The sequence below is a fragment of the Streptomyces sp. NPDC111656 genome (assembly GCF_055656965.1).
The window spans coordinates 1058890-1083322 of record NZ_JBVKCA010000001.1 but is presented as its reverse complement, the minus strand read 5'-3'; the positions used below and the strand labels follow the sequence as shown (position 1 = coordinate 1083322).

21 protein-coding genes are annotated in these 24433 nt (G+C 68.3%); 14 read left to right on the top strand and 7 right to left on the bottom strand.

What is annotated here, in order from left to right; genetic code table 11:
• Positions 1-13 precede the first annotated feature (13 nt).
• From ACZ7M3_RS04980 to ACZ7M3_RS04960, 5 genes are all read left to right on the top strand, one after another.
• Positions 14-724 carry an alpha/beta fold hydrolase gene (locus ACZ7M3_RS04980; RefSeq protein ID WP_472060794.1) on the top strand — a complete coding sequence of 237 codons (711 nt, stop codon included), beginning with the start codon at positions 14-16 and terminating at the stop codon, positions 722-724.
• A gap of 135 nt (positions 725-859) precedes the next feature.
• Positions 860-1816: a 3-hydroxyacyl-CoA dehydrogenase gene (locus ACZ7M3_RS04975; protein ID WP_472060792.1), complete on the top strand. Its 957-nt coding sequence runs from the start codon at positions 860-862 to the stop codon at positions 1814-1816.
• A 1-nt stretch (position 1817) separates the two neighbouring features.
• Positions 1818-3356, top strand: coding sequence for a flavin-containing monooxygenase (locus tag ACZ7M3_RS04970; protein ID WP_472060790.1), 1539 nt, complete (start codon positions 1818-1820; stop codon positions 3354-3356).
• The gene (locus ACZ7M3_RS04965; RefSeq protein WP_472060789.1) at positions 3353-4279 is read left to right on the top strand and encodes an alpha/beta fold hydrolase; all 927 of its coding nucleotides are present in this window, start codon (positions 3353-3355) and stop codon (positions 4277-4279) included. Before ACZ7M3_RS04970 ends, ACZ7M3_RS04965 begins: the two co-directional genes overlap by 4 nt.
• A gap of 27 nt (positions 4280-4306) precedes the next feature.
• The gene (locus ACZ7M3_RS04960; RefSeq protein WP_472060787.1) at positions 4307-5905 is read left to right on the top strand and encodes a 4-coumarate--CoA ligase family protein; all 1599 of its coding nucleotides are present in this window, start codon (positions 4307-4309) and stop codon (positions 5903-5905) included.
• Positions 5906-6080: 175 nt separating this feature from the next.
• On the opposite strand, the gene ACZ7M3_RS04955 is transcribed toward ACZ7M3_RS04960, so the two are convergent.
• Complete coding sequence (locus tag ACZ7M3_RS04955; protein ID WP_472060785.1) at positions 6081-6971, bottom strand: TIGR03620 family F420-dependent LLM class oxidoreductase; 891 nt, start codon at positions 6969-6971, stop codon at positions 6081-6083.
• A 137-nt stretch (positions 6972-7108) separates the two neighbouring features.
• Between ACZ7M3_RS04955 and ACZ7M3_RS04950 the strand changes: the two genes are divergently transcribed.
• From ACZ7M3_RS04950 to ACZ7M3_RS04935, 4 genes are all read left to right on the top strand, one after another.
• The gene (locus ACZ7M3_RS04950; RefSeq protein WP_472060783.1) at positions 7109-7684 is read left to right on the top strand and encodes a TetR/AcrR family transcriptional regulator; all 576 of its coding nucleotides are present in this window, start codon (positions 7109-7111) and stop codon (positions 7682-7684) included.
• A gap of 121 nt (positions 7685-7805) precedes the next feature.
• Positions 7806-8822, top strand: coding sequence for an NADP-dependent oxidoreductase (locus ACZ7M3_RS04945; RefSeq protein ID WP_472060781.1), 1017 nt, complete (start codon positions 7806-7808; stop codon positions 8820-8822).
• Between the two features lie 472 nt (positions 8823-9294).
• On the top strand, positions 9295-9993 hold the full coding sequence (locus tag ACZ7M3_RS04940) for an SDR family oxidoreductase (RefSeq protein WP_472060779.1): 699 nt from the start codon (positions 9295-9297) through the stop codon (positions 9991-9993).
• Positions 9994-10131: 138 nt separating this feature from the next.
• A complete protein-coding gene (locus tag ACZ7M3_RS04935; protein WP_472060777.1) occupies positions 10132-11583 on the top strand; it encodes a DHA2 family efflux MFS transporter permease subunit in 1452 nt (483 codons plus the stop codon).
• A 608-nt stretch (positions 11584-12191) separates the two neighbouring features.
• On the opposite strand, the gene ACZ7M3_RS04930 is transcribed toward ACZ7M3_RS04935, so the two are convergent.
• Positions 12192-13064, bottom strand: a complete 873-nt coding sequence (locus ACZ7M3_RS04930) for an alpha/beta fold hydrolase (protein ID WP_472060775.1) — start codon at positions 13062-13064, stop codon at positions 12192-12194.
• Between the two features lie 41 nt (positions 13065-13105).
• On the opposite strand from ACZ7M3_RS04930, the gene ACZ7M3_RS04925 reads away from it, so the two are divergent.
• Complete coding sequence (locus ACZ7M3_RS04925; RefSeq protein WP_472061041.1) at positions 13106-13525, top strand: CGNR zinc finger domain-containing protein; 420 nt, start codon at positions 13106-13108, stop codon at positions 13523-13525.
• A 75-nt stretch (positions 13526-13600) separates the two neighbouring features.
• Here the strand turns inward: ACZ7M3_RS04925 and ACZ7M3_RS04920 are convergent, their stop codons facing one another.
• From ACZ7M3_RS04920 to ACZ7M3_RS04905, 4 genes are all read right to left on the bottom strand, one after another.
• Positions 13601-14614 carry an NADP-dependent oxidoreductase gene (locus ACZ7M3_RS04920; protein WP_472060773.1) on the bottom strand — a complete coding sequence of 338 codons (1014 nt, stop codon included), beginning with the start codon at positions 14612-14614 and terminating at the stop codon, positions 13601-13603.
• Positions 14615-14878: 264 nt separating this feature from the next.
• Complete coding sequence (locus ACZ7M3_RS04915) at positions 14879-15889, bottom strand: enoyl-CoA hydratase/isomerase family protein (RefSeq protein ID WP_472060771.1); 1011 nt, start codon at positions 15887-15889, stop codon at positions 14879-14881.
• Positions 15882-17399, bottom strand: a complete 1518-nt coding sequence (locus ACZ7M3_RS04910; RefSeq protein ID WP_472060769.1) for a CoA-acylating methylmalonate-semialdehyde dehydrogenase — start codon at positions 17397-17399, stop codon at positions 15882-15884. Before ACZ7M3_RS04910 ends, ACZ7M3_RS04915 begins: the two co-directional genes overlap by 8 nt.
• A 23-nt stretch (positions 17400-17422) precedes the next feature.
• Positions 17423-18583 (bottom strand): iron-containing alcohol dehydrogenase, encoded by a 1161-nt coding sequence (locus tag ACZ7M3_RS04905; RefSeq protein ID WP_472060767.1) that lies wholly within the window; start codon positions 18581-18583, stop codon positions 17423-17425.
• A 135-nt stretch (positions 18584-18718) separates the two neighbouring features.
• Between ACZ7M3_RS04905 and ACZ7M3_RS04900 the strand changes: the two genes are divergently transcribed.
• The 3 genes from ACZ7M3_RS04900 to ACZ7M3_RS04890 all read left to right on the top strand — a co-directional run bounded on the left by ACZ7M3_RS04900 (position 18719) and on the right by ACZ7M3_RS04890 (position 22513).
• On the top strand, positions 18719-19681 hold the full coding sequence (locus ACZ7M3_RS04900; RefSeq protein ID WP_472060765.1) for a LysR family transcriptional regulator: 963 nt from the start codon (positions 18719-18721) through the stop codon (positions 19679-19681).
• Positions 19682-20562: 881 nt separating this feature from the next.
• Positions 20563-20865 (top strand): DUF485 domain-containing protein, encoded by a 303-nt coding sequence (locus ACZ7M3_RS04895; protein ID WP_472060763.1) that lies wholly within the window; start codon positions 20563-20565, stop codon positions 20863-20865.
• Positions 20866-20869: 4 nt separating this feature from the next.
• Positions 20870-22513: a sodium/solute symporter gene (locus ACZ7M3_RS04890; protein ID WP_472060761.1), complete on the top strand. Its 1644-nt coding sequence runs from the start codon at positions 20870-20872 to the stop codon at positions 22511-22513.
• A gap of 171 nt (positions 22514-22684) precedes the next feature.
• Here the strand turns inward: ACZ7M3_RS04890 and ACZ7M3_RS04885 are convergent, their stop codons facing one another.
• Entirely contained in the window at positions 22685-23158 is a 474-nt protein-coding gene (locus tag ACZ7M3_RS04885) for a winged helix-turn-helix transcriptional regulator (RefSeq protein WP_472061039.1), read from the bottom strand.
• A 159-nt stretch (positions 23159-23317) separates the two neighbouring features.
• On the opposite strand from ACZ7M3_RS04885, the gene ACZ7M3_RS04880 reads away from it, so the two are divergent.
• A complete protein-coding gene (locus ACZ7M3_RS04880) occupies positions 23318-24229 on the top strand; it encodes an alpha/beta hydrolase fold domain-containing protein (RefSeq protein WP_472060759.1) in 912 nt (303 codons plus the stop codon).
• The last annotated feature ends 204 nt before the right edge of the window (positions 24230-24433 follow it).

Genomic DNA, 24433 nt, shown 5'->3' with positions numbered 1-24433 from the left:
CCGGAGAGATCCTGTGCCTGCCGTATTCGTTCATGGCGTCCCGGACACCCATCACGTCCGGGACGACGTCCGTGACCACCTGACGCATACCGATGTCCTCGCACTCGCACTACCCGGCTTCGGAAGCCCCGTGCCGGAAGGCTTCACCGCTACCAAGGAGGAGTACGTCGACTGGATCATCGCCCGGCTGGAGGACATCGGCAGCCCGGTCGACCTCGTGGGCCATGGCTGGGGCTGCGCCCTCACCACCCGCGTCGCATGGCTGCGTCCCGACCTCGTGAGGACCTCGGCCGGCGGCGACGCTTCGATCAGTGGCGCGGTCGAGTGGCACGACCTCGGGAAGATCTGGCAGACCCCCGACGTCGGAGAGCAGTGGATGGCCGAATTCGACTCGTCGGAGTTGAGCAGGCTGCTGCAGGCCAGCGGCGTACCCGCCCACCGCGCCGAGCAGACCGCGAGCCGAGTGGACGCCACGATGAAGGACAGCATCCTTCGCCTCTACCGCTCGGCTGCCCACGTCGGGGCGGAGTGGGAGATCGGTCTGGCGGACCTCACGAGCCCCTCCCTCGTGTTCTGGGGCATCGCCGACCAGTTCGAGCCGGTGGAGCGTGCCGACATTCTCGCAAAGAGCGTCAGGGCCACGAGCGTTGTCCGGCTGGACAGCGGTCGCTGGGGACCGGTCCAACGCCTACGGGAACTCGCCGACGCACTGACACGGCACTGAGAAAGCGTCAGGGCCTAGTCATCGCCCAGGGAGCGAGTGTGCCGGCCGCACCCGACTTGATCGGCGTGAACTGTGCCCGCTCTCGCCTCTCCGAACTCCCGCTGCCAAGAGAAGTGCCAATAGGAAGAGAGAGCCATGTCCCGACTCGACAGGGTAACCGTCCTGGGCTCTGGTGTGCTGGGCGGACAGATCGCCTGGCACAGCGCGTTCAAGGGCAAGACCGTCACCGTGTACGACATCGCACCGGACGCCATCGAGCGCTGCCGGGCCACGCACGACCAGTTGGCCGCCATCTACCTGTGGGACGTCGGCGCCGAGGACACGGACATCGCCGCCACCCGGGAACGCCTGACGTACAGCACCGACCTGGCTGCCGCGGTCGCACAGGCGGACCTGGTGATCGAGGCGGTGCCTGAGATCCCGGAGGTCAAGACAGCTGTGTACAGGGAGATGGCCGAACTCCTTCCCCCGGACACCCTCATCGCGACGAACTCCTCGACACTCCTCCCCAGGGACTTCGCCCCGGCCACCGGCCGTCCGGAGAAGTTCTGCGCTCTCCACTTCTCCAACTCCATCTGGGCGATGAACTTCGCGGAGATCATGGCTCACCCAGGCACGTCGGCACAGACTCTCACCGAGGTGACGGCGTTCGCCGTAGAGATCGGCATGCTGCCGATCCCCGTTCGCAAGGAACAGAACGGGTACGTCGTCAACACGTGGCTGGTTCCCTTCCTCAACGCCGCGCAGACCCTCGTGACCAATGGCGTCGCCACACCCGAGGACGTGGACCGCACGTTTTTGTACACAGGCGCCAAGTTCGGGCCGCTGGGCATGATGGACACGATCGGCATGAAGACGGTGCACGACGTCCTCTCCCACTGGGGGAGGGAGAACGACGACGCGCAGATGAGCGCCAACGCCGACTACATCAAGAAGAACTTCCTCGACCGGGGACGGCTGGGACTGCAGACCGGCAAGGGCTACTACGACTACCCCGACCCGGCCTACCAGCGTCCCGGCTTCCTCGAGGTACCCGACATCTCCGTCGTACCGGACCTCGTGTCCCTGATCTCGCCGTCCGAAGGAAACTGACATGAGCGGAGCCGCTGAAGTGACACGGAGACTCGAGCACGTCGACGTGCTGATCATCGGAGCCGGCATCTCCGGCATCGATCTGGGCCATCATCTGAAGACGAAGCAGCCGGGCCGGACCTTCGCCATCGTCGACGGACGCGACGCGATCGGCGGGACCTGGGACCTGTTCCGCTACCCGGGTATCCGGTCCGACGCCGACATGCAGAGCTTCGGCTTCGAGTTCAAGCCGTGGACCAAGGACAACTCCATCGCCGACGCCCACGAGATCCTCGCCTATCTGCACGAGGCGATCGCCGAGAACGACCTCGATCGGCATCTGCACCTCGGCCACAAGGTGCTCCGCGCGGACTTCTCGTCCGACAGGGCGCACTGGACCGTCACAGTCGAGCGCACCAGCGACGGCGAGCAGTTCGACGTCACCTGCGACGTACTGTTCTCCGCTGCCGGCTACTACGACTACGCCGGCGGATACAGCCCCCACTTCGAGGGGCGCGAGGACTTCCGCGGCCCCATCGTCCACCCGCAGCAGTGGCCGGAAGACCTCGACTACACCGGCAAGAAGGTCGTCGTCATCGGCAGCGGCGCCACCGCGGTGACGCTCCTGCCGTCGATGGCCGAGAAGGCGGGTCACGTCACGATGCTGCAGCGCTCACCGTCGTACGTGCTGCCGGTCCCGCGCCAGGATCCGATCGCCAACACCCTGCTACGGCTGCTGCCGGACGCTGTCGCGTACGGGATCTCACGCCGGCTCAACACCAACCGCCAGCGCCTTGTCCTGGCCCTCAGCCGTCGCTACCCACGGTTGATGCGCCGTCTGATCCGCAAGCTCAATGCCCGAGCGCTTCCCACGGGTTACGCGGTCGACACCCACTTCAACCCCCGCTACAACCCATGGGACCAGCGGTTGTGCGTGGTCCCCGACTCCGACATGTTCAAGGCCATCTCCAGCGGTGCGGCATCCGTGGTCACCGATCGCATCGTGCGATTCACCGAACACGGGATCCTGCTCGAGTCGGGTACCGAACTCGACGCCGACATCATCGTCACGGCCACCGGACTGAACATGCTGCCCTTCGGCGGAATCGCTCTGCACGTCGACGGGCAGGCCGTCGATCTCCACGACCGATTCATCTACAAGTCCATGATGGTCAGCGGCGTGCCCAACTTCGCGTTCGCGCTCGGCTACACCACCAACGCGTGGACGCTCAAGGTCGACCTGGTCTCCGATCACCTGTGCCGACTGCTCGCCCACATGGACCGCCACGGCTACGCCACCGTCACCCCGGTCGCCGACGACCCGACGCTCACCGGCCGACCGTTCCTCGAAATGGACACGGCATACATCAACCGCGCCATGCACCTGTTCCCCCAACAGGGCTCCCACGGCCCGTGGACGGTGGACCAGAACTACGCGCTCGACCGTGCCCGGCTGCGCACCGGCCCGGTCGAGGACCCCGCTCTTCAGTTCACCGCCACCGTGGTGGGCCCGGCCGCGACACCGGACGGGACGTCGGCACCCAGCGGAGCGGCGGCATGAGCACGCCCGCATTCATCTCCGTCAACGGTCGACGCACCCGCGTCCGTATCGAGGGTGACCCGGCCGACCCGCCCGTGCTGCTGTTGCACGGCATCGGGCGCAGCCTCGAGGACTGGGCCCCGCAGTACCCACGCCTTGCCCTGGGACATCGGTTGATCGCCCTCGACCTTCCAGGCTTCGGGTTCTCCGCCCGCTCCGCCGAGCCCACCACACTGGAGGTGCTGGCACGTGGGGTGATCGAGACTCTCGACGCCCTCGGCGAGCAGCGGCCGCTGCACGTGCTGGGCAACTCGCTCGGCGGCGCGGTCGCACAGCAGTTGCTCGTCCTCGAACCGGCACGGGTGGCCGGCCTGGTGCTGGTCAACAGTGCCGGCTTCGGCTCCGAGGTCGCGCTCCCACTGCGGCTGCTCGCCGTCCCCGTTCTCGGCCGTCTGGCCACTCGCCGTACCACCCGCGCCGGCGCACGGATGGCCGAACGCCTGTCCTTCGCCGACCCGAGACTGGCCACCAAGGCGCGGATCGACCACGCCTTGGCCATCGCCCGCCGACCCGACCCGAGCGCCGTGCTGCTCGAGGCCGTCCGCGAGCTCGCGACCCCGCGCGGCAGCAAGCCCCGCTGGCGCGCGGAGTTGACCGCCGCGATCGCGAAGGACCCCCGCCCCACCCTGATCATCTGGGGCGACCGTGATCGTGTCCTGCCCGCCCGGCACCTCGACTCCGCCCACCGGCTCCTCCCGCACGCCGAGACCCATCTGTTCACCGGGATCGGTCACATGCCGCAGCTCGAATGCCCCGACGATTTCGCCGCCCGCGTCCTGGCGTTTCTCGCCAGCGCGCAAGGACCCGACCAACCCGGCACGGCACGGCCCTCGTCGGCGTCGACTCATCGCACCGTCACGCACGACGCGGCGACCACCCTCTGATCGCTGCACAAGCAATGGAGATCATCCATGTTCGCCAGCCCGTTCCCCGATGTCGACATCCCCGAGGCAAGCGCCTATGACTTCCTCTTCGCAGAGGTCGATCGGGCGGATCTGGATCACGTCGCGCTCATCGACACCGCCGATGGCACGCACACCACATACCGGGAGTTGATCGAGCGGGTGAACGCGACGGCCGGCGCGCTGGCCGCTCGCGGGATCGGTGTCGGGAGCGTGGTGGGCCTACTGGCGCCGAACTCGTCCCTGTTCGCCGTGGCCTTCCACGGCATTCTGCGGGCCGGTGCCACCGCGACCACGGTCAACGCGTTGTTCACCGCTCATGACATCGCCAAGCAGCTCGCCGACGCGAACGCGACGATGCTGATCACCGTGAGCGCGTTGCTGCCGCAGGCGCAGGAAGCGGCGCGGTCGGTCGGGATCACGCCGGAGAACCTGATCGTCCTCGACGGCGACGGCGCTGCCGCCACCGGACACCCGAACGCCGACGACCTGCTTGCCCCGGCACCACAGGTCGACTTCGATCCCGCCACACACCTGGCCCTCCTGCCCTACAGTTCCGGAACCACCGGCAACCCCAAGGGGGTCATGCTCACCCACCGGAACCTGGTGGCCAACATGGCGCAGATCCGGCCGTTGTTCGCGATGAGGTCCGACGACAAGGTCCTCGCGGTGCTGCCGTTCTTCCACATCTACGGCATGACCGTGCTGCTCAACGCCGCGTTGCAGGCACGGGCGACACTGGTCGTCATGCCCCGGTTCGATCTGACCGCATTCCTGGACACCGTCCAGGAGCACCGGGTCACCTACGGCTTCATCGCGCCTCCGGTCGCGGTGGCGCTGGCCAAGCATCCACTGGTCGACCGGTACGACATGTCATCGCTGCGCGTCGTCCTGTCCGGCGCCGCTCCGTTGGACGCCGAACTCGGAACCGCCGTGGCCGAGCGGTTGACCGTACGGGTGCTCCAGGGCTTCGGCATGAGTGAACTCAGCCCGGTCAGCCACTGCATGCCCGTGGACGGCGGCCAGGAACACTTCGGTGAGGTCGCGCCGCTCAGCTCCTGCGGATGGCCCGTCCCCAACACGATCAACAAGATCGTCGATCCCACCACAGGCAAGGAGGTCGCCCACCCCACGAAGGGGTTGAGCGATCCGGGCGAGTTGTGGGTCAAGGGACCGAACGTGATGACCGGCTACCTCGGCAACGAGGAAGCGACCACCGCCACGATCGACTCCGACGGGTTCCTGCACACCGGCGACCTCGCCCAGGTCGACCACGCCGGCCGGGTGTTCATCGTCGACCGGCTCAAGGAACTGATCAAGTACAAGGGCTACCAGGTGCCGCCCGCCGAGCTCGAGGCCCTGCTGCTGACCCACCCGGCCATCACCGACACCGCGGTCATCGGGGTCACCCACGATGGTGAGGAGATTCCGAAGGCCTTCGTCGTCCGTCGGCCCGGCACCGACCTCACCGCGGCCGAGGTCATCGAGTTCGTCGCACGCCAGGTCGCCCCGTACAAGAAGGTCCGGCGGGTCGAGTTCATCGACGTCATCCCCAAGTCCGCCTCCGGCAAGATCCTCCGCAAGGACCTCCGCTCCCCGACCGCGTGACACACATGGCCAGGGTCCACCGCGGGGGCAGTGCTCACCGCGCGGCTTCTGCGGCGGACCGCTCCGAAGTGTCCGCCCGAGCACGGCCACAGGCGGGCAAGTCCCGTGACCGTACTGGCCCGGGCACGGGGCGCCACGCCCCGTCACCGGCGTGGCGCCATGCACAGACCGCGGATCAGGCCTTGCCGCCCCGGGGCAGAAGTGCCTCGCCGAGCATCCGCCAGTACGGCATCGCGGACTCGCCCGGCTCGATGCCGATCACCTGCACCGCGACGTGATCGGCGCCCGCCTCGACATGGGCATGGAGCTTCTCGACGATGGTGTCCAGGTCGCCCCAGAACACGAGGTCGTCGACGATGCGGTCGCTGCCACCGGCGATCTCCTCCTCCGAGTAGCCCAGTCGACGGAACTTCGCGATGTTGTAGGGGGTGTTCAGATAGATGTGCAGGTGTTCACGCGCGATCGTGCGGGCCTTGTCGGGGTCGGACTCGAACAGCACCGCGTGCTCGACCCCGAGGAACGCGTCCGGCCCGAGGATCTCGCGCGCCTGCGCGGTGTGTGCCACGTTGACGTGATAGGTCTGCGCGCCGGCAGTGCGTTCGCCGGCCAGCTCGAGCATTTTGGGCCCGTACGCTGCCATGATGCGTCGCGTCGGAGTCTTCGGCATGGGGTTGGGTGTCTCGAGCGCGTCCATCTCGTCGAGGTACGCGGTCATGGCCGCCAGGGGCTTGGTCCCCGGCCCCTGTCCGCCACCGAACCCCAGACCGAGCACGTGCCGGTCGGGGTAGGCGTCGGCCAGCAGGAGGCCGGCGCCGTACGCCCACCGGGCTCCGCGTGACCAGATCTGCGCGATGCCGTTGATGATGCGCAACTGCTCAGTGCAGGAGAGCAGATAGCCGGCGTGCGTGAACGCGTCGCGCCCGAGGAGCTCGGGAATCCACAACGCCCGCCAGCCCTGCTCCTCGAGTTCCCGGACCGACTCGCGTATCCGCGCCGCCGGCTGGACCTCGAAGTCAAAGGTGTAGACCCCGAACGTCCCGAGATCCAGACCGTCAATGGTGCCCATCGAACATCTCCTCGTATAGGCAGTCGATCGCAACGCATCGCGATATCGCGGAGGGGCAATGAGCTGCGACTACTCCGCGGACGCTCCACGCTGTCGACTGCTTGCAGTAGACAGACCCGTCTGTTAACTTACACGGCATGAGCACCGTGTCCACGCGACGCCCCGCCCGGGAGCGCATTCTCGATACCGCCAGCGAGCTGTTCTACGCGCACGGCATCCACGCCGTGGGGGTGGATCGACTGATCGCCGAATCGGGAGTCGCCAAGGCCACGCTGTACAAGCACTTCCCCGGCAAGGACGACGTGGTCGCCGCCTACCTGCGACGGATGGACGTCAACTGGCGGCGCCACCTGCGCTCAGCGGCACTCGCGGCCGGAGAGGACCCGCGTGAGCAGCTCTTCGGCGTCTTCGTCGCACTGGAAGAGACTGCTCGAGAAGGCCGACTGGGCTGTGCGTTCATCAACGCAGTGGCGGAGTACCTTCCCGGCAGTGCCGTGCACGCCGTCGCCGCCGAGCACAAGCACACCGTACGCACCTGGGTACGCGACCTGGCCGCCGCGGCCGGGGCCGCAGATCCCGACACGCTCGCATTCCAGCTGACCCTGCTCATCGACGGCACACTGGCGGCGACGCGCGTCGAACACGCCGGCGCCGCCGCCGGGGCCGCCAGGCGGGCGGCGCGCGACCTGCTCGACGCGGCTTGCCCCCGATAGCTCCCGGAGCCGGCCCGTCGCGGCCCGTTCCCGGACCGCACAGACAGACCTTTCTGTTCAGTAGACAGACCTTTCTGTACACCGCAGGAGAACACCTCTACCTCGAAGGGACTTGATCCACATGTCCGAGCAGAACCTGCCCACCACCGCACACGCATGGCACTTGGACGCCCGCCCGGACGGCTGGCCGGCGGCGTCCGACTTCTCCCTGCGCGAGGTGGGCATCCCCACGCCCGGCCCGGGGCAGCTCCTGGTCGTCAACGAGTACCTCTCGGTCGACCCCTACATGCGCGGCCGGATGAGCGACAAGAAGTCGTACATCGAGCCGTACGAGGTGGGCGCGCCGCTGGACGGCCCCGCCGTGGGCCGCGTCCTGGTGTCCAACGCCGATGGATTCGCGCCCGGCGACTACGTGGTGCACGTCCTCGGCTGGCGCGACCACGCGGTCCTCGACGCGGCGACCGCCCAGAAGGTGGACCCGAATCTGGCGCCGCTCACCGCCTACCTGGGCGTGCTCGGCGTCACCGGCCTCACCGCGTACATCGGACTGACCCGGTTCGGGAAGGTCAAGGAGGGCGACACCGTCTTCGTCTCCGGCGCGGCGGGCGCGGTAGGCAGCCAGGCCGGCCAGATCGCGAAGCTGCAGGGTGCCGGACGGGTGATCGGCAGCGCGGGCTCGGACGAGAAGGTCAAACTGCTCGTCGAGGAGTACGGCTTCGACGCGGCGTTCAACTACAAGAACGGGCCGGTCGCCGAACAGCTCGCGCAAGCCGCACCGGACGGCATCGACGTCTTCTTCGACAACGTCGGAGGCGAGCACCTGGAGGCGGCGATCGGCGCACTCAAGCTGCACGCGCGGATCGTCCTGAGCGGGATGGTCTCCCAGTACAACGACGAGAAGGTCGTGGGGCCGCGCAACTTGTGGAACCTGTCCGTGACGCGTTCGGACATCCTGTCGTTCATGTTCAGCGAAGAGCTGGACCTCCAGCCCGACTTCGTCCGCGACGTCGGCGGCTGGCTCGCCCAGGGCAAGCTCCACTACCGCGAAACCGTGAAGGACGGCCTCGACAACACCCTCGACGCCTTCCTCGCGATGATGCGGGGCGAGAACGTCGGGAAGATGATCGTCAAGCTCTGAACCCGCCTTCAGCGAACCACGCGAGGGGCCTGCCGTGCGCGCGGCAGGCCCCTCGCGCCTTTGCCGCAGCACGACCGATGCGGCGGCCGCCTTCGTCACCGACGTCGGGGCGGCCCTGAAAGGCACTGCGCGCTTTCGCGGGCCAGAGCACATGAACAGCAGTCCACTGTTCGACAGAACTCCGGAGGAGCGGGCAGGCACAGCGCCCACCGCCCCTACGACCACCCCGCTCAACCGCACCCGTCCGGCAGGGTTTCACCGGCGTGCCGACGGGCTCGCCTGCACATCGGCTTCCGACGCCACGCCGCCTCGCCCCCTCCTCGCGGAGCGCTTGCGATCACCGACTCATCCCGCATAGCATTACGGTCATACTTTAATGAATGCGAGTCCTCGCCGACGACGACTCAGCCATTCCCTCCAGCCCGCCCGCCCTGCGGCACACCGGGAACACCCACTTCACCAGGAACTCCCCATGGACCTCTCCACCAGCACCGCCCTCGTCACCGGAGCCAACCGGGGCTTCGGCCGGGCCCTCGCCGCCGAACTGCTCAGCCGCGGCGCCACCGTCTACGCCGGCGCCCGCAACCCCGATCAGGTCGACCTCCCCGGCGCCAAGCCGATCGCGCTCGACATCACCGACCCCGCCTCCGTCGCGGCCGCCGCCGAGGCCACGGGCGATGTCACCGTTCTCATCAACAACGCGGGGTCGGCGACCGGCGCCGACCTGCTCGTAGCCGACCTGGACGACATCCGTCTGGAGATGGACACCCACTACTTCGGCACCCTCTCAGTGGTCCGGAGCTTCGCGCCCCAGATCGCCGCGGCCGGCGGCGGGGCGATCCTCAATGTCCTGTCCGGCCTGTCCTGGGTCAGCTTCCCGGAGATCGGCGCCTACTGCGCCGCCAAGTCCGCTGAGTGGTCGCTCACCAACGCCCTGCGCGTCCAACTCGCCGACCAGGGCATCCGAGTGGCCGGACTGCACGTCGGCTACATGGACACCGACATGGTCCGGGCAGTCGACGCGGCCAAGTCCGACCCCGCCGACATCGCCCGCATCGCGGTCGACGGCATCGCGGCCGACGCCTACGAGATCCTCGCCGACAACGCCGCCCGGCAGGCGCAGGCCGCGCTGTCCGGAGGCGTCTCCGTGCTCTACCCGCAACTCCCCTGAGGGCCGACCGCCCAGGATTCCGCATCGAGCCCGTACATGCCCGCGCTCGATGACGCGAGTGCCTTCGCGCCCGGGCATCCACATCCATTGATCAATATCCATTGATCAATCGCCAGGTACGTCTGCCAAGGGAACATCATGAGACAGCACCGCAAGCAACCGGCTCGGGGCGGCAGCGCCGTCTGGGCCGTGGCCATCACCAGCATGGCCGGATTCATCACCGCGCTAGACAACCTGATCGTCACCACCGCTCTCCCCTCCATCCGCAAGGACCTCGGCGGCGGCCTGGAAGACCTCGAATGGACGGTGAGCGCCTACACCCTCACCTTCGCGGTCCTGCTCATGTTCGGTGCTTCGCTCGGCGACCGCTTCGGCCGCCGAAGGCTGTTCGTCATCGGGCTCGCGATCTTCACCGCCGCCTCGGCCTCGGCCGCGCTCGCCCCCGGGATGGGTGAGCTGATCGCCGCCCGTGCGGCTCAGGGTGTCGGGGCCGCGATCGTGACGCCGCTGACGCTCACCCTGCTGTCGGCCGCCGTCCCCGCCGAACGGCGCGGCGTGGCCTTCGGCATCTGGGGTGCGGCCAGCGGCATCGCCGTCGCCACCGGACCGCTCATCGGCGGCACGCTCACCGAGCATCTCTCCTGGCAGTGGATCTTCTGGGTGAACGTCCCGCTCGGTCTGGCGCTGATCCCGCTGGCCCTGCTGCGACTTGGCGAGAGCCACGGCCCGAACCCGACCCTCGACCTTGCCGGCACGACCCTGGTCAGCGGCGGTCTGTTCGGCATCGTCTACGCCCTGGTGCGCGGCAACGCCGACGGCTGGACCAGCACGCCGGTACTGGGCGGTTTCTTCGCGGGTACGGCCCTGCTCGTCGGCTTCGTCCTCTACGAACTGCGCGCCGAGCACCCGATGCTGCCGATGCGCCTCTTCCGCCACCGCTCCTTCAGCGCCATCAACGCCGCCAGTCTGCTGATGTTCCTGGGCATGTTCGGGGCGATCTTCCTGCTCAGCCAGTACCTGCAGACCGTCGGTGGCTACTCACCGATGGAAGCCGGTGTGCGGATGCTGCCCTGGACCGCCATGCCCATGATCGCCGGGCCGCTGGCCGGAGCGCTGTCCGACCGCATCGGTGGCGCTCCGGTCGTCACGGTGGGCATGGCCCTGAACGCGGTTGGCCTTGGGCTCTGGGCACTGGCCGTCAAGCCGGAGGTGTCGTACCCCGCTCTGCTGCCGGCGCTGATCGTCTGCGGAATCGGCATGGGCATGTTCTTCGCCCCCAGCGCGAACCTCGTCATGAGCACGGTCAGCCCGGAGGAGCAGGGCATAGCCTCGGGCGCCAACAACGCGATCCGCGAGGTCGGCGGCGCCATCGGCGTCGCGTCGCTGGCGGCGGTCTTCTCCGCCCAAGGCGGCTACGGGTCCGCCTCACTGTTCGTGGACGGGCTGGTCCCGGCGCTCTGGGTCGGGGCAGGTGCGGTCGCCCTGGCGGCGGCCCTGGCTTTGCTGATGCCCCGACAGCGCAAAGCCGATGGCACGACTGCCGACCGCGCCGCGGGCGATGCTACGGCCGGCGCCCCGGTCGCCCTCTGAGTCCGCGTTCAGGGTGCGGTCGCCCGGAAACGGCCGACCGCACCCTTGGGGCACCTGGTCGGCACTCGGACGCGGGTGTCCGTCGGCCTTCAGCGGCGTGCCTGACCGGGGTCGGTCCCGCATGAAGGCGCTGCTCGCTACCAGCCGTTGATGGCGAGCGAGCGGCAACTCCGCTGGCTGCGGCGTGCCCGAGGAGTCCACCACGGCCCCCATCCATGAGGAAGCCCCATGAGTCCGCTGGTCTCGTCGAGGCCGGGAACGGTGGGCAAGGCGTGGAGTGTGGAGGCGAGGCAGCCAAAACCGCGATGGAGGCGGCGCCTCAGGCCCCGGAGTCCGCCGGCCCGCTCGCCTCTTTCGCCCGGTTCCTCCTGGCGACGACCCGGCCGTCGTCGCCAAGGCGGTCGTCGCGGCGGCCACGGAGCCGAAGCCCAACGTTCGCCACATAGCCGACCTCAACCGGATGGCCGACTGACACCCGGCTCCCCGTGGACAGGACGCGAGCCCCTGCAGGCCCCTCGGCTGCGCCACGACCCGCCTCTTGCCGACCGGCATCCCGCCGCCCGGCGTGCGCGGTCAGTGCGAGGGAAGGCTCAACGACCTCGGCGGTGTCACCGGTTCGTCGCGTCGGCCAGGAAGCGCCGCAGCTGTGCCAGCATCGCCTCCGGTTGCTCCTCCGGGATGAAGTGGCCGCATTCCGGGATCTCGGCACCGGTGACGTCGTCCGCGTAGGCCTGCCAGATCTCCAGGGTCGGCAGGCGGGATGGCAGCCCTACGGAACCCCACAGTGCCAGTACCGGCATGGTCAGGCGGCGGCCCTCGGCGGCGTCGATGTCGTCAAGGGCGACGTCCTGCTCCATCGCACGGTAGTCGTCGAAACTCGCACGCATGGCGCCCGGGCGGGAGAACGCGCGGACGTAGCCATCGACCGCTTCGGGTGTCAGTCCGTGGCGGTTGTACGTCCACCGCTCGAAGAAGTACTCGAGATATCCACGGATGTCGTGTCCCACGAGGCGCTCGGGCAGATCGGGCTGCATCTGGAACAGCCAGTGCCAGTACCCGGAGGCGAGCGAGGCGTCCAGTCGGCGGAACATCTCCCGGGTCGGCACGATGTCGAGCACGGCCAGCCGTTCGACCTGCTCCGGGCGGTCCAGCGCCCAGCGGTGTCCCACTCGGGCGCCGCGATCGTGGCCGACGACCGAGGCACGCTCAAATCCGAGCGCCTCGACGAGGCCGGCCATGTCGGCGGCCATGCGCCGCTTGTCGTACCCCGTCGCGGGCTTGTCGCTCAGGCCGTACCCGCGCAGGTCGGGAGCTACGACGGTGAAGTATGCGGCGAGTTCTGCCAGTACCGGCCGCCAGCAGTCGGAGGTCTGCGGCCAGCCGTGGAGGAGGACGAGCAAGGGTCCGGACCCCGCTCGGACGTAGTGCAGGCGGACCCCGTCCACCTGCGTGACTCCGGTCGTCACTGTCGGCTGCTCCATGGTCCGCCTCCTCTGTACGCGATTAGCCTTCTGCGGGCGTTCTGGCGTCCGGCCGACGACTGCGTGAGGCGATCGACCGGACCGTACTGACGGTCGCCGACGGGCGACTGCCCACATCCGACGACGTGACGCTGCTCAACCGATCGGCAGCAACCGTCCCCCGGCCCGCCCTGCAACTCGCCATCGTCGACGAACGTGTGGAACCCGTCGGCACCGTGGGCCTCACCGATGATCCCGACATTTCGCTGGCGCTCATCGCTCAGGACGCCGTCGACCTGTTGCTGTCCGCCGAGATCCGGCGCGTACGCGTCTGCGGGGCGGACCGCTGCGCCTTGCGCTTCCTGGACCGCTCCCCCGCCCACAACCGCCGCTGGTGCTCCATGTCCCGCTGCGGCAATCGCACCAAGGTCCGCCTCCACCAGGAGCGAGCCCGACGAAATGAGCACATCCCGGCTGACTGACTGACGAGTTCGCGCAGCTCGGCCGCCGGGTCCGCACCCGGCTCACTCTGCGGAGGGCCGACGGCCGACCCAATCTCACTCGCTGTCGGGCACCATCGAGACCACCACCTTGCCGGCCTTGGTACGGCCCTGCTCCACATGCGCCATCGCCTCGAGCGTCTGGTCGAACGGGAAGGTCCGGTCGATGACCGGGCGGAGCTTCCCGCTGTCGTAGAGGGCGCTGAGCTTGCGCAGCTGGGAGCCGTTGGCCTGCATGAAGAAGAACTGGTAGCGCACGCCGAGCGCCCTGGCCTGCTTGCGGATCTTGCGACTGAGTGTGTTCATGACCACCCCGAGGAGCGAGGGGGCGCCGAGTTGCTTGGCGAACCCCGCGTCCGGCGGGCCGACGACACTGATGGCCAGACCGCCGGGCTTCAGCACTGTCAGCGACTTCTCAAGATTCGCCCCGCCCACGGAATCCAGCACGAAGTCGTAGCCGGACAGCACCTTCGAGAAGTCCTCCTTGGTGTAGTCGACGACGACGTCGGCGCCGAGGCTCCTCACCAACTCCTCGGTGCGGGTGTCCGTGGTCGTCGCCACCGTGGCGCCGAGGTGCTTGGCGAGCTGGATGACCGTCGACCCGAGGCCACCGGCACCGGCGTGGATGAGCACCTTCTGACCCGGCTTCACATGGGCGCGGTCGACGAGGATCTGCCAGGCGGCCAAGGCCACCAGCGGCACCGCGGCTGCCTCTTGGAGGGTGAGCGAGGCCGGCTTGGGTGCGACGTCGTCCTGATCGATCGCGATGAATTCCGCGAAGCCTCCGATCCGCAGGTCGCGCGGACGGGCGTAGACCTCGTCGCCGACTTCGAGGCCGCGTACGGCGGAGCCGACCCGTGTCACGATGCCGGCCACGTCGTGGCCGAGGACGAACGGAGCCTTGTACTTCAGGAGTTGTTTGAACTCCCCGTTACGGACCATTTTGTCCAACGGGTTGATGCTCGTGGCGCTCACCCTAACCAGGACGTCGCGGTCTCCGACGACGGGCTCGGGTACGTCAGCAGCGCGCACGCTGCTCTTGCCGTACTTCTCGACGACGAATGCCTTCATGTCAGCCAGCCTTCTGCGTGATCTTCTCGATGGTTTTCTTGACGGTCGATGTGCGAGGAGTTCGCGCTCGCCGCTACGGACGGCCGTTGGCGGCACGCCGGTCAGATCGACATCGTCCACGCAGACCGTTGCACCCCAGGACTCGCAGCCGTCGCGAGGCTGCCCCTCGGTGCCGAACGGGCTCGTCATGCGCAGGCATGCCGTCCATACGGGGGCAACGCTATCGGCTGAGTATAGAAAAGTAAACTCAACAGGCGGAAACGGTCAGGCTCCCGGCATGGGTCCGCCACTCGACGCACGCTGCCAGGTGGGGCTGCGGTCTCTGTCGACCAGGGCCGCGCGGACGCCCTCCAGAAAGTCTGGCGTGCGGATGGTCGTGCGCGTGAGGGCGAGTTCGGTGTCGAGACTCTCGCGCAACGTGCGCTGCCTGCCCCGGGCCAGCAGCGCGTGAGTGATCTCCAGGCTCTGCGGCGATGCGGCCCCCAGGGCGACCAGTGCGGCTGCCGCCCACGGGGTGTCGAGGCGGTGCAGGCGTTTCTCGATCTCGCCGAGGGTTGGGGCGCCGAACGCCCAGTCCACTTCCCCGCGTACCTTCGCCAGCCCGCTCTCCGCCACCGGGGACCGGCCGCCGAGGCGGTTGAGGACCACGTCCACCGGGTCGCCGGGGTTGTCGGCCAGGGCATCCCCGACGGCGTCGAGCCCGTCCGAGGGGACGAAGTGCGTGGCCAGCCCCGTGTACAGGGCGTCGGCCGCGTCGAGCCGGTGGCCGGTCAGTCCCAGGTACATGCCGATCGCGCCGGGCAGCCTCGGCAGAAAGTAGCCGGCCCCGACATCCGGAAAGAACCCGATCCCGGTCTCGGGCATCGCCAGTACCGCGCGCTCGGTGACGACGCGGAAGGTGCCGTGGACGGACAGGCCGAGGCCGCCGCCCATGCACAGGCCGTCGATGAGCGACACAACCGGGACGGGGTACTCGGCGATCCGGGCGTTCAGCCGGTACTCGGAGGCGAAGAACCGCTCGCTGGCCTCGGCATTCCCGGCGAGGCTGTGCTCGCGGATCGTGCGGATGTCTCCACCGGCGCAGAACGCCTTCGTGTTGGTGCTGCCCAGCACCACAGCGGACAGCGATATGTGCTCCCATGCGGCGAGCGCACGGTCGATGGCGGCGACCATGCCTGTCGTCAGGGCGTTGAGCGCCTTGGGCCGGTTCAGCAGGATCCGGCCGACGCCCCGGTGGACGTCGACGAGAACCTCGACCGCAGGGGCATCAGCCATGGGTCGGCATCGCGAACTCCGCGCGGACCTGGCCGTCGTTCGGCCAGCGAGTCGTCGCGGTCTTGTAGCGGGTGTAGAACCGCACACCCTCGGGGCCGTGGATGTGGTGGTCGCCGAACAGGGACCTCTTCCAGCCGCCGAAGGAGTGGAAGGCCATGGGGACCGGGATCGGCACGTTCACTCCGACCATGCCCGCCTTGACCTCGGCGAGGAAGGTGCGGGCGGTGTGCCCGTCGGCGGTGAAGATCGCCGTACCGTTGCCGAACTCGTGGTCGTTGACCAACCGCAGGGCTTCGGTGAACGACTGTGCCCGGACCATGGCGAGCACCGGGCCGAAGATCTCCTCACGGTAGATCCGCATGTCGGGGGTGACATGATCGAACAGCGACGCGCCGAGGAAGAAGCCGTCTTCGCGGCCGGGGAACGCGGTCCGACGGCCGTCTACGACCAACTCGGCACCTTCGTCCGTACCCACCTCCAGGTAGCCGGCCACCTTGTCCCGGTGGACCTTCGTGACCAGCGGGCCCATCTCGACCCCGTCCTCGGTGCCCGGGCCGACCTTGAGCTCGGCGAGCGCGGCGACGAGTCGCTCGCGCAGAGCGTTCGCGGTGTCCTCACCCACGGGTACGACGACCGAGATGGCCATGCACCGCTCACCGGCCGAGCCGTAGGCGGCGCCCATGAGCGCGGCGACGGTCTGGTCGAGGTCGGCGTCCGGCATGACGACCATGTGGTTCTTGGCACCGCCGAGAGCCTGCACGCGCTTGCCGTTCGCGGTGGCGGTCCGGTGGACGTACTCGGCGATCGGGGTGGAGCCCACGAAGCTGACCGCCTCGACGTCGTCGTGGGCGAGGAGGGCGTCCACGGCCGTCTTGTCGCCGTGCACCACGTTGAACACGCCCTTCGGCAGACCGGCCTCAGTGAGCAGCCCGGCGAGTTCGACGCTGAGTGTGGGGTCCTTCTCCGAAGGCTTCATCACGAACGTGTTCCCGCAGGCCAGGGCGACGGGGAACATCCACATCGGCACCATGGCGGGGAAGTTGAACGGCGAGATGCCGGCGACCACGCCCAGCGGCTGGCGCAGGGACACGGCGTCCACCGCACGGGCGACGTTCTCCGAGAACTCCCCCTTCAACTGCTGCGGGATGCCGCACGCGAACTCGACGACCTCGAGCCCGCGGATGACCTCGCCCCTGGCGTCGGCAAGGACCTTGCCGTGCTCGGCGGTGATGATCGCGGCGAGCCGGTCCGTGTCCCGTTCGACCAGGTCGCGGAACCGGAAGAGGATGCGGGCGCGGATGTGGGGCGGGGTGACGGACCAGGTCTGGAACGCCTCGGACGCGGCCCGGACCGCGGCGTCCACGTCGTCGGCGGTCGCCAGCGCGACCAGGCCGGTCACCTGGCCGGTGGCCGGGTCGAAAACCGCGCTGCGGGTCTTGGCACCGCGACCGTCCGTACGGCCGTCGATGTAGTGGTCGATGTGCGCCGGGGCGGCGGTTGTCGATGTCATCAGGGTTCCTTGCTCGCCGGGTGTCAGGCGTAGATCTGCGCGTAGAGATCCTGGATCTCGTCCGCGGTGGGTACGACGGGGTTGTTGGCGGGGGAGCCGGACGCGAGCGCCTGCTCGGCCATGAGGGGCGTCAGGCTGAACCACTCGTCCTCGTCGATGCCGTGGGCCTGAGGAGTGGGCACCTCAAGGTCCTGGCAGAGGCCGCGGAGCGCCTCCACGAACTTCTCGGCGGCCGTGGCGTCGCTGTCGCCGCCGGTGGCGGCTCCGAGTGCGCGGGCGCAGTCGGCGTACCTGCTCTCGGCGGCATGCGCGGAGAACGCTGTCACCGCGGGGAAGAGCATCGCGTTCGACAGTCCGTGGGCGACGTGGAAGTGAGCGCCGATCGGGCGGCTCATTCCGTGCACGAGCGCCACGCTGGAGTTGGAGAAGGCGATGCCGGCCTGGGTCGCGGCGAGCATCATCGCCTCGCGGGCCTCGGTGTCTCCCCCATCTGCGTAGGCGCGGCGGAGGTGGTGGCCGATGGTCCGGATCGCGCTCAGCGCAAGACCGTCGGAGAACGGATTGGCCTTGCGGCTCACGTACGCCTCGACGGCGTGAGTGAGCGCGTCGACGCCGGTGTCGGCGGTGAGCCGGGACGGCATCGACAGGGTCAGTTCGAAGTCGACGACAGCGGCGACCGGCAGGAACGCCGGTCCCAGGCAGAGCATCTTCTCGTCCGTGTCGCTGTCGGTGATGACGGTGAACTGGGTCGCCTCGGAGCCGCTGCCCGCGGTCGTCGGGACCGCGATCACCGGAAGCGCCGGACCGAGGTTGGTGCGCGGGGCCTTGTAGTCCCGCATCTGCCCGCCCTGAACGCCCAGGATGCCGAGGGCTTTGGCGGTGTCCATCGGGCTGCCGCCACCGAATCCGATCACCGAGTCCGCCCCATGCTCGCGCAGCGCGATCAGGCCCGCGCCGAGCGAGTCGGTCGTCGGATCCGGGACGGTGCCGGTGAACAGGCGCGGCAGCAGTCCGGCGGCCTCCAGTGCCGCCATCAGTCGTTCCGCCGCACCGGTTCCGGCAAGGAAGGCGTCCGTCACCAGCAGGGGGCGGCGCAGACCCAGTCCCGTGATGACGTCCCCCAGTTCACCGACGGCACCGCGGCCGACACGCAGGATCCGCGGGAGGGAAAGGCTGGCAACCACGGGAGCCTCTTTCTGCAGGAACGGCGGGCTGCGTAGTGCCCATTGCCTCGACTGTGCGGCCCCGCGTCGCGTGCAATCAACCACCAATGGCGCACACGCTCTGTGCAGAAATGCAGATGTGCATATGGTGGTGCGGTGCATCCCCGTTCCCCGGACGAGAGCCCCGGCCCGCAGCCGGGCCGCCCCGATCGCTCCGTCGATCCGCGCAAGCTCCGTGCGGACGATCTGCGCTATCTCCTCGCGGTGGCCCGTACCGGGCGTCTGGTGGCGGCTGCCGACGCGCTCGGCGTGGATCACACCACCGTGTCACGCCGTGTCGCCGCTTTGGAGAAGAGCGTCGGCGTGCGCCTCATCGAGCGCGGCACGGAGGGATGGACGCTGACGGACATCGGCAGAGCCGTCTCGGAGAACGCGCGCGCGATCGAGGAGGCCCTCAACCGTGTCGTCGACACCGTGGCAGGCCAGGACGCACCGTCCCTGCACGGTACGGTGCGCGTCACCGCTCCCGACGGCTTCGGTACCGTCTTCGCCACGCCGGCCCTCGTGCGGGTGCGCCGCCGGCACCCCCGGCTTCAGGTCGAACTCATCACCGCGACACGGCAGCTCGCCCTGCGCCCGTCCGGATTCGATCTCGCTCTCGTCATCGGCGTTCCGTCGAGCAGCCGCCTGGTGACCGAGCACCTCACCGATTACACGCTGGGGCTCTACGCCTGTGACGACTACCTCACCCGGCACGGCCGACCGAACACGGTGGCAGAGCTTCGGGAGCACGCGCTCATCTTCTACATCGAGTCGATGCTCCAGGTCGGCGACCTCGACATCGAACGCCATCTTCCCGGAGTGACCCCGGCGTTCTCCTCGACGAACATCTTCGCGCAGCTCGAGGCCACCCATCGAGGGGCCGGCATCGGCGTCCTGCCGGCCTTCCTGGCCCAGCCGACGCAGCTGCGGCGGCTGCTCGCCGACGAGATCGACATCCGGCTTCCCATCACCCTGGCCGTCCGCCGCGAGGCGGTGACGCACCCCGCCGTACGCGTACTGTCGGCCGCTCTACGGCAGGAAGTCGCCGAACGGGTCGCCGAACTGATCCCGGAATGAGGCCGCTGAAGGTCCGATGCCGTGAACGCCCTCCGATGTCACTCTCTTTTCGGGCGAGTCAATACCCCGCGCACTCGCTGGCCTTGCCCTCAATGTGAGGCGTGCCAGCCAGACTCACATCGTCGCGGACCCACGGTTCACCAGGCGTGGTCGTCCGGTCCGTCCTGCGGCCTGGTGGACGGATCCACCCACGGATTACGTCACTGGGCCGGCGGTACGCCGAGCGTCCGTGCCGCATTGGCCAGGCGGCAGAACACCGCGAACCAGGGTACGCGGAAGCTCCGTTCGGCGCGTGGCCTCCCAGCACGGCAGGGGCGCCTGACAGCTGTAAGCCGGTTCGTGAGCTTGAAGCCATGCCGAGCACTTGCTGCCATGTGCCAGTGCTCCGTCACTCCGGCACCCCGGAGTCTCGCTGTCACGGTGACGTACCGCACATGTCTCACAGACTGTTGACAGGTCATCACAGAGTCCGTGATTCTCCTGATCACAAACATGGCGCAACGCGGCGGCAGCGGCTTGTGAGCACGCTTTCGCGAGGTCCTGTCGGGGCTTCGCGGTCTGTGCCCAGCCTTTCGTCCGCGTGCATTCACCAAGCACCCGACACCGACACAGCACCCTGTGCATCGAGTGGCGACAGTTGCGAGCAGCGCGTCCTGCGCTGCGTGCCGTGCTTCGGCTGGGGCACCCACACCTTTTGGCCCTTGCTCATCATCGTCCCCTCCGTCGTCGGCCGGATCCCTGCCCCGTTGTCGGAACGCTGCGCGTTGCGCCGTTACCCACCCTCACTGCCTGGAGGCTCCGTGCATCCGCACTTCCCCCCGACTCCTCCTGATCACCCACCGGCACCGCGTCTCACGCGCGATGCCATGCTGCTACAACGCATGGACAGCCTCCGCGAGACGGCGCATCGCGCGCAGCGCGCCTTCCTTGTCGTCAACGCGGTTCCCTTCGTCGCCGGCATCATGCTGTCCTGCTTCACCGACATTCCCGCGGTGGCTGTGTACGGGAAGCTCACTCTTGGCCTGGTGTGGGGCACCCTGCAATGCGTACTCTTCGTCGCCACTGCCTGGTGGTACGAGAACCGAAGTACGCGGTCGTCCGATCCCCTCGAGCAGTCACTGACGTCCGACGTGCTCCACACCGAGATGTCAGGTGCCGCGCCCGACACCAGGTCCTGGCGGTGAAGCGGTGACCTTGGACATCCTGAGCTCGGGCGTACTCGACCCCATCGGTTCGACCGCGAGACGCCCTGTGATCATCGCCTTCCTGGTCTTCATCGGAGTGTCTCTGCTGTGGCTCTTCACGCTCGCCACAGCGGAGGAGGACAACCCGGAAGCGCTCTATGTCGCCGACCGGTCCCTCTCCCCGGTATTCAACGGATTCGCCATGGCCGGCGAGCAGATCTCGGTCGTCACCCTGTTGGCGATTTCCGGGGGCATCGCGCTGTTCGGTTACGACGGGTTCACGTACACCCTCGACATTCTGATCATGCTCGGTGTGCTGCTGCTCCTCGCGCAGAAGATACGCAACAGCGGTCGCTACACCCTCGGCGACCTCTTCTCATTGCGGGCGTCAGGTTCGGGGCCCCGAATCGCCGCGACCGCGGTGACGCTGGCCATCACGATTCCCCTCCTCATCATCCAACTGCGTGCCGCCGGCATCAGCACGGCCCTCCTGATAGGCACACCGAACTACGGGGCCCAGGCGGTTTGCACGGTACTGATGGGCTGCCTCGTCGCCTGCTTCGCCACGGTGGCGGGTCTGAGGGGGAACAGTTTCATGCACGTCGCCAAAGTACCGATCGCCTTGGCCACACTCGCGGTGATCACGCTGCTGGCCGTCAGGAAGTTCGAGTGGGATCCCGGATCTCTGCTCTCGGCCGCGGTGGGGAAGAGCATGGCACCGGACGACTACCTGCGGCCGGGGCTCTGGCCGTACACGGCGAGCCTCGGGTCGCTCAACACATTCGGCAATCACGTGGTCTACATCCTCGGTACGGCCGTGATGCCTCACCAGATCCTACGGGTCGGCGCGTCCCGGACCGGGCGCACGGCGCGGAGATCCACGAGTATCGCCACGGGGCTGGTCGGCCTCTTCGTCATCCTCCTGATCACCACGGGCTTCGCAACAGCGGCCGTGGTGGGCGCGAACGGGATCGGCGCGGTCGATGCCACTGGGCAGTCGTCCCTGATCCTGCTGGCCTCGGACGTACTCGGTGACGGTTCGACAGGACGCGTCGTGCTCATCACCCTCGTGGCGTGCGTCGTCTTCCTGACCGTCCTCACGACCGTGACCAGCGTGGCCTTCACTGCCGCCGTCTCCTTCGCCCACGACGTGTTCGGGCGAGGCAAACGCCGCCGCACCGACACCGGAGAGGTACGGACATTGCGCGTGGCCGCCGTCCTCGTGTGCGCGGTGGGCGTGTCATTGGCCGCTGCCGTCCTCCGGTATCCGACCGAGTTCCTGGTCTCTTTCTCGATCAGTGTCGCGGCTTCCTGCGTCTTCCCCGTTTTGATCTACTCGTTCTTCTGGCAACGGTTCAATCGCAGAGGACTACTGTGGTCCGCGTACGGGGGGCTACTGCTCTGCACCGTCCTCACGGTCTTCTCGCCCATCGTCTCGGGAACCGAGTACGCGCTGTGGCCGGAAGCGAGTTTCAACTGGTATCCGTTCCAGACCCCGGGCCTGATTTCCGTTCCCACGGCGTTCGTCCTCGGGTGGCTCGGCAGCATTACCTCGCCCGGAGATTCCGAGCTCGACTTTCGGCACGTGCAATACAGAATCCTGACGGGAAGGGCAGTCGGAACTCAGGCCACAGATACGCAACGGTAGGGGTTCCGGGTCGTTGATCGATTCGTGAGTGGACTGGCGGGGACCCAGTGTTGTCGTTTGTGGTGTCGGCGTAGTGGCCGCGCCGCCCGCTGACCGCGCCAGCCCAACACCACCGCCCCCGCGCGCAGCCGGTTCCGGTCAGCCGTCACCGAAACGCATGATGCAGCCCGCTCACTCGGCCGGCTTCATACGGAAACCAGGGCCGGGGACGCTCTCGATGTCAGCCGCCCGCACGGAGTGACCTTCTTCGCAGTGCAGCTGGACGTCGACGCGTGCGCCGCAGGCATGGTGTCGCGCCAGGACGGCCGGCCCCTCCGCGTCAGCCCGGTAACGGTCACCCCACTGCAGAAGCCCCATCACGGCCGGCACCAGATCCATGCCCTTGGCAGTGATCACGTACTTCGGCCGACTCCGCGAGCCGGGCTCCTTATAGGTCTCGGTGGCCAGGATCCCTTCCTCGACGAGCATCCGAAGCCGCGCCGCGAGGAGGTTGCGAGGACAGCCGAGGACGCGTTCGAAGTCACTGAAGCGAGACGAGCCGTACCAGACCTCACGGAGGATCAAGATCGTCCACTTCTCCCCCACGATCTCGAGAGTCCGCGCGATCGAACAGTTCGACGTGTCCCGGTCGAGGCGGGGGTCCATGCCGGTGTCCTGCAGTACTTCGGTCCACGCATCCATGGGGGAGATTCTAACCTCATCTGAGTTTACTTTCCTATACTCAGCAAGTAGCGTCGCGTCCAGCACATCGACTCGGCTGCACGCGAGAAGTGGGCGTGGCAGCGACCTGTAAGGAGCTTCACCATGGGAGTAAGTCCAGAGGCGCGACAGTTCGCGGAGTTCCTCGCGAGCGTGAGCGCGAAGTCGTCGACACCGGGCCTCGACCTGGCCGTCATCCGCGACATCGTCGACTCGAACCACAAGGCGTCCGCCGAGCCGGAAGGCGTCACCTACGCCGAGGTGGACGCAGGCGGCGTCCCCGCCCTGTGGGCCATCCCCGAGGGCGCCGACCCCGACCGGGCGCTGCTCCACTTCCACTTCGGCGGGTCGGTCACCGCCTCGATGCACTCGGACCGCAAGGCGGCTGGCCACATCGCGAAGGCGGCCGGCGCCCGCTCCCTCGTCGTGGACTTCCGTCTGGCGCCCGAACACCCCCACCCGGCGCAGCTCGACGACGCCGAGACGGCCTACCGGTGGCTGCTCTCGCAGGGCTACGAGCCGCGGAACATCGGCAGCACGGGCCACTCGATCGGCGGCACCCTCGCGGTACTGCTGCCGCTGCGTCTGCTCGCTAAGGGCGAGGCGACCCCGGGCGCGATCGTCAGCGTCTCGCCGTGGACCGACCTCACCATCCAGAACACGTCGGTCGACGCGAACGAAGCGAACGACAAGATGCTCAGCAGGGCCACGCTCGAACTCTTCCGAGGCGCTTGGCTGCAGGACCCCGCAGTGGACTTCGCCGACCCCCGGGTCAGCATCGCCAACGCCGACCTGACGGGCCTGCCGCCCACGATCGTCTACTACGGCGAGTACGAGACCCTCGCCGACGATGGTGCCGCGCTCGGGCGCCGACTCGCCGACTCCAAGGTCACCTCCCAGGTCCACTCGCTGCCCGAGGGGCAGCACTCGTTCGTGCTGGGCGCGGGCCGCGTGCCCGAGGTGGACGAGGCGATCGGACGGATGGGGCAGTGGCTCCGCAAGCACCTCGGAGCCTGACCAGAGGAACCGTCGTTGGCACAGGGCTTCGGCGAATTCGGCCGCAGCCCTGACCGATAGCCGTCGACCAGTTCCCCGGACGCCACCGCAAGGCCGGTAACGTCGCGACTGGTCGCGGCTGTCCTGCTTCACCCCGTCGGTGACACGCGGTATTCGTGTCACCGACGCTCTGTACGCCGCCGCAGTCCGATCCCGAAGCGGCAG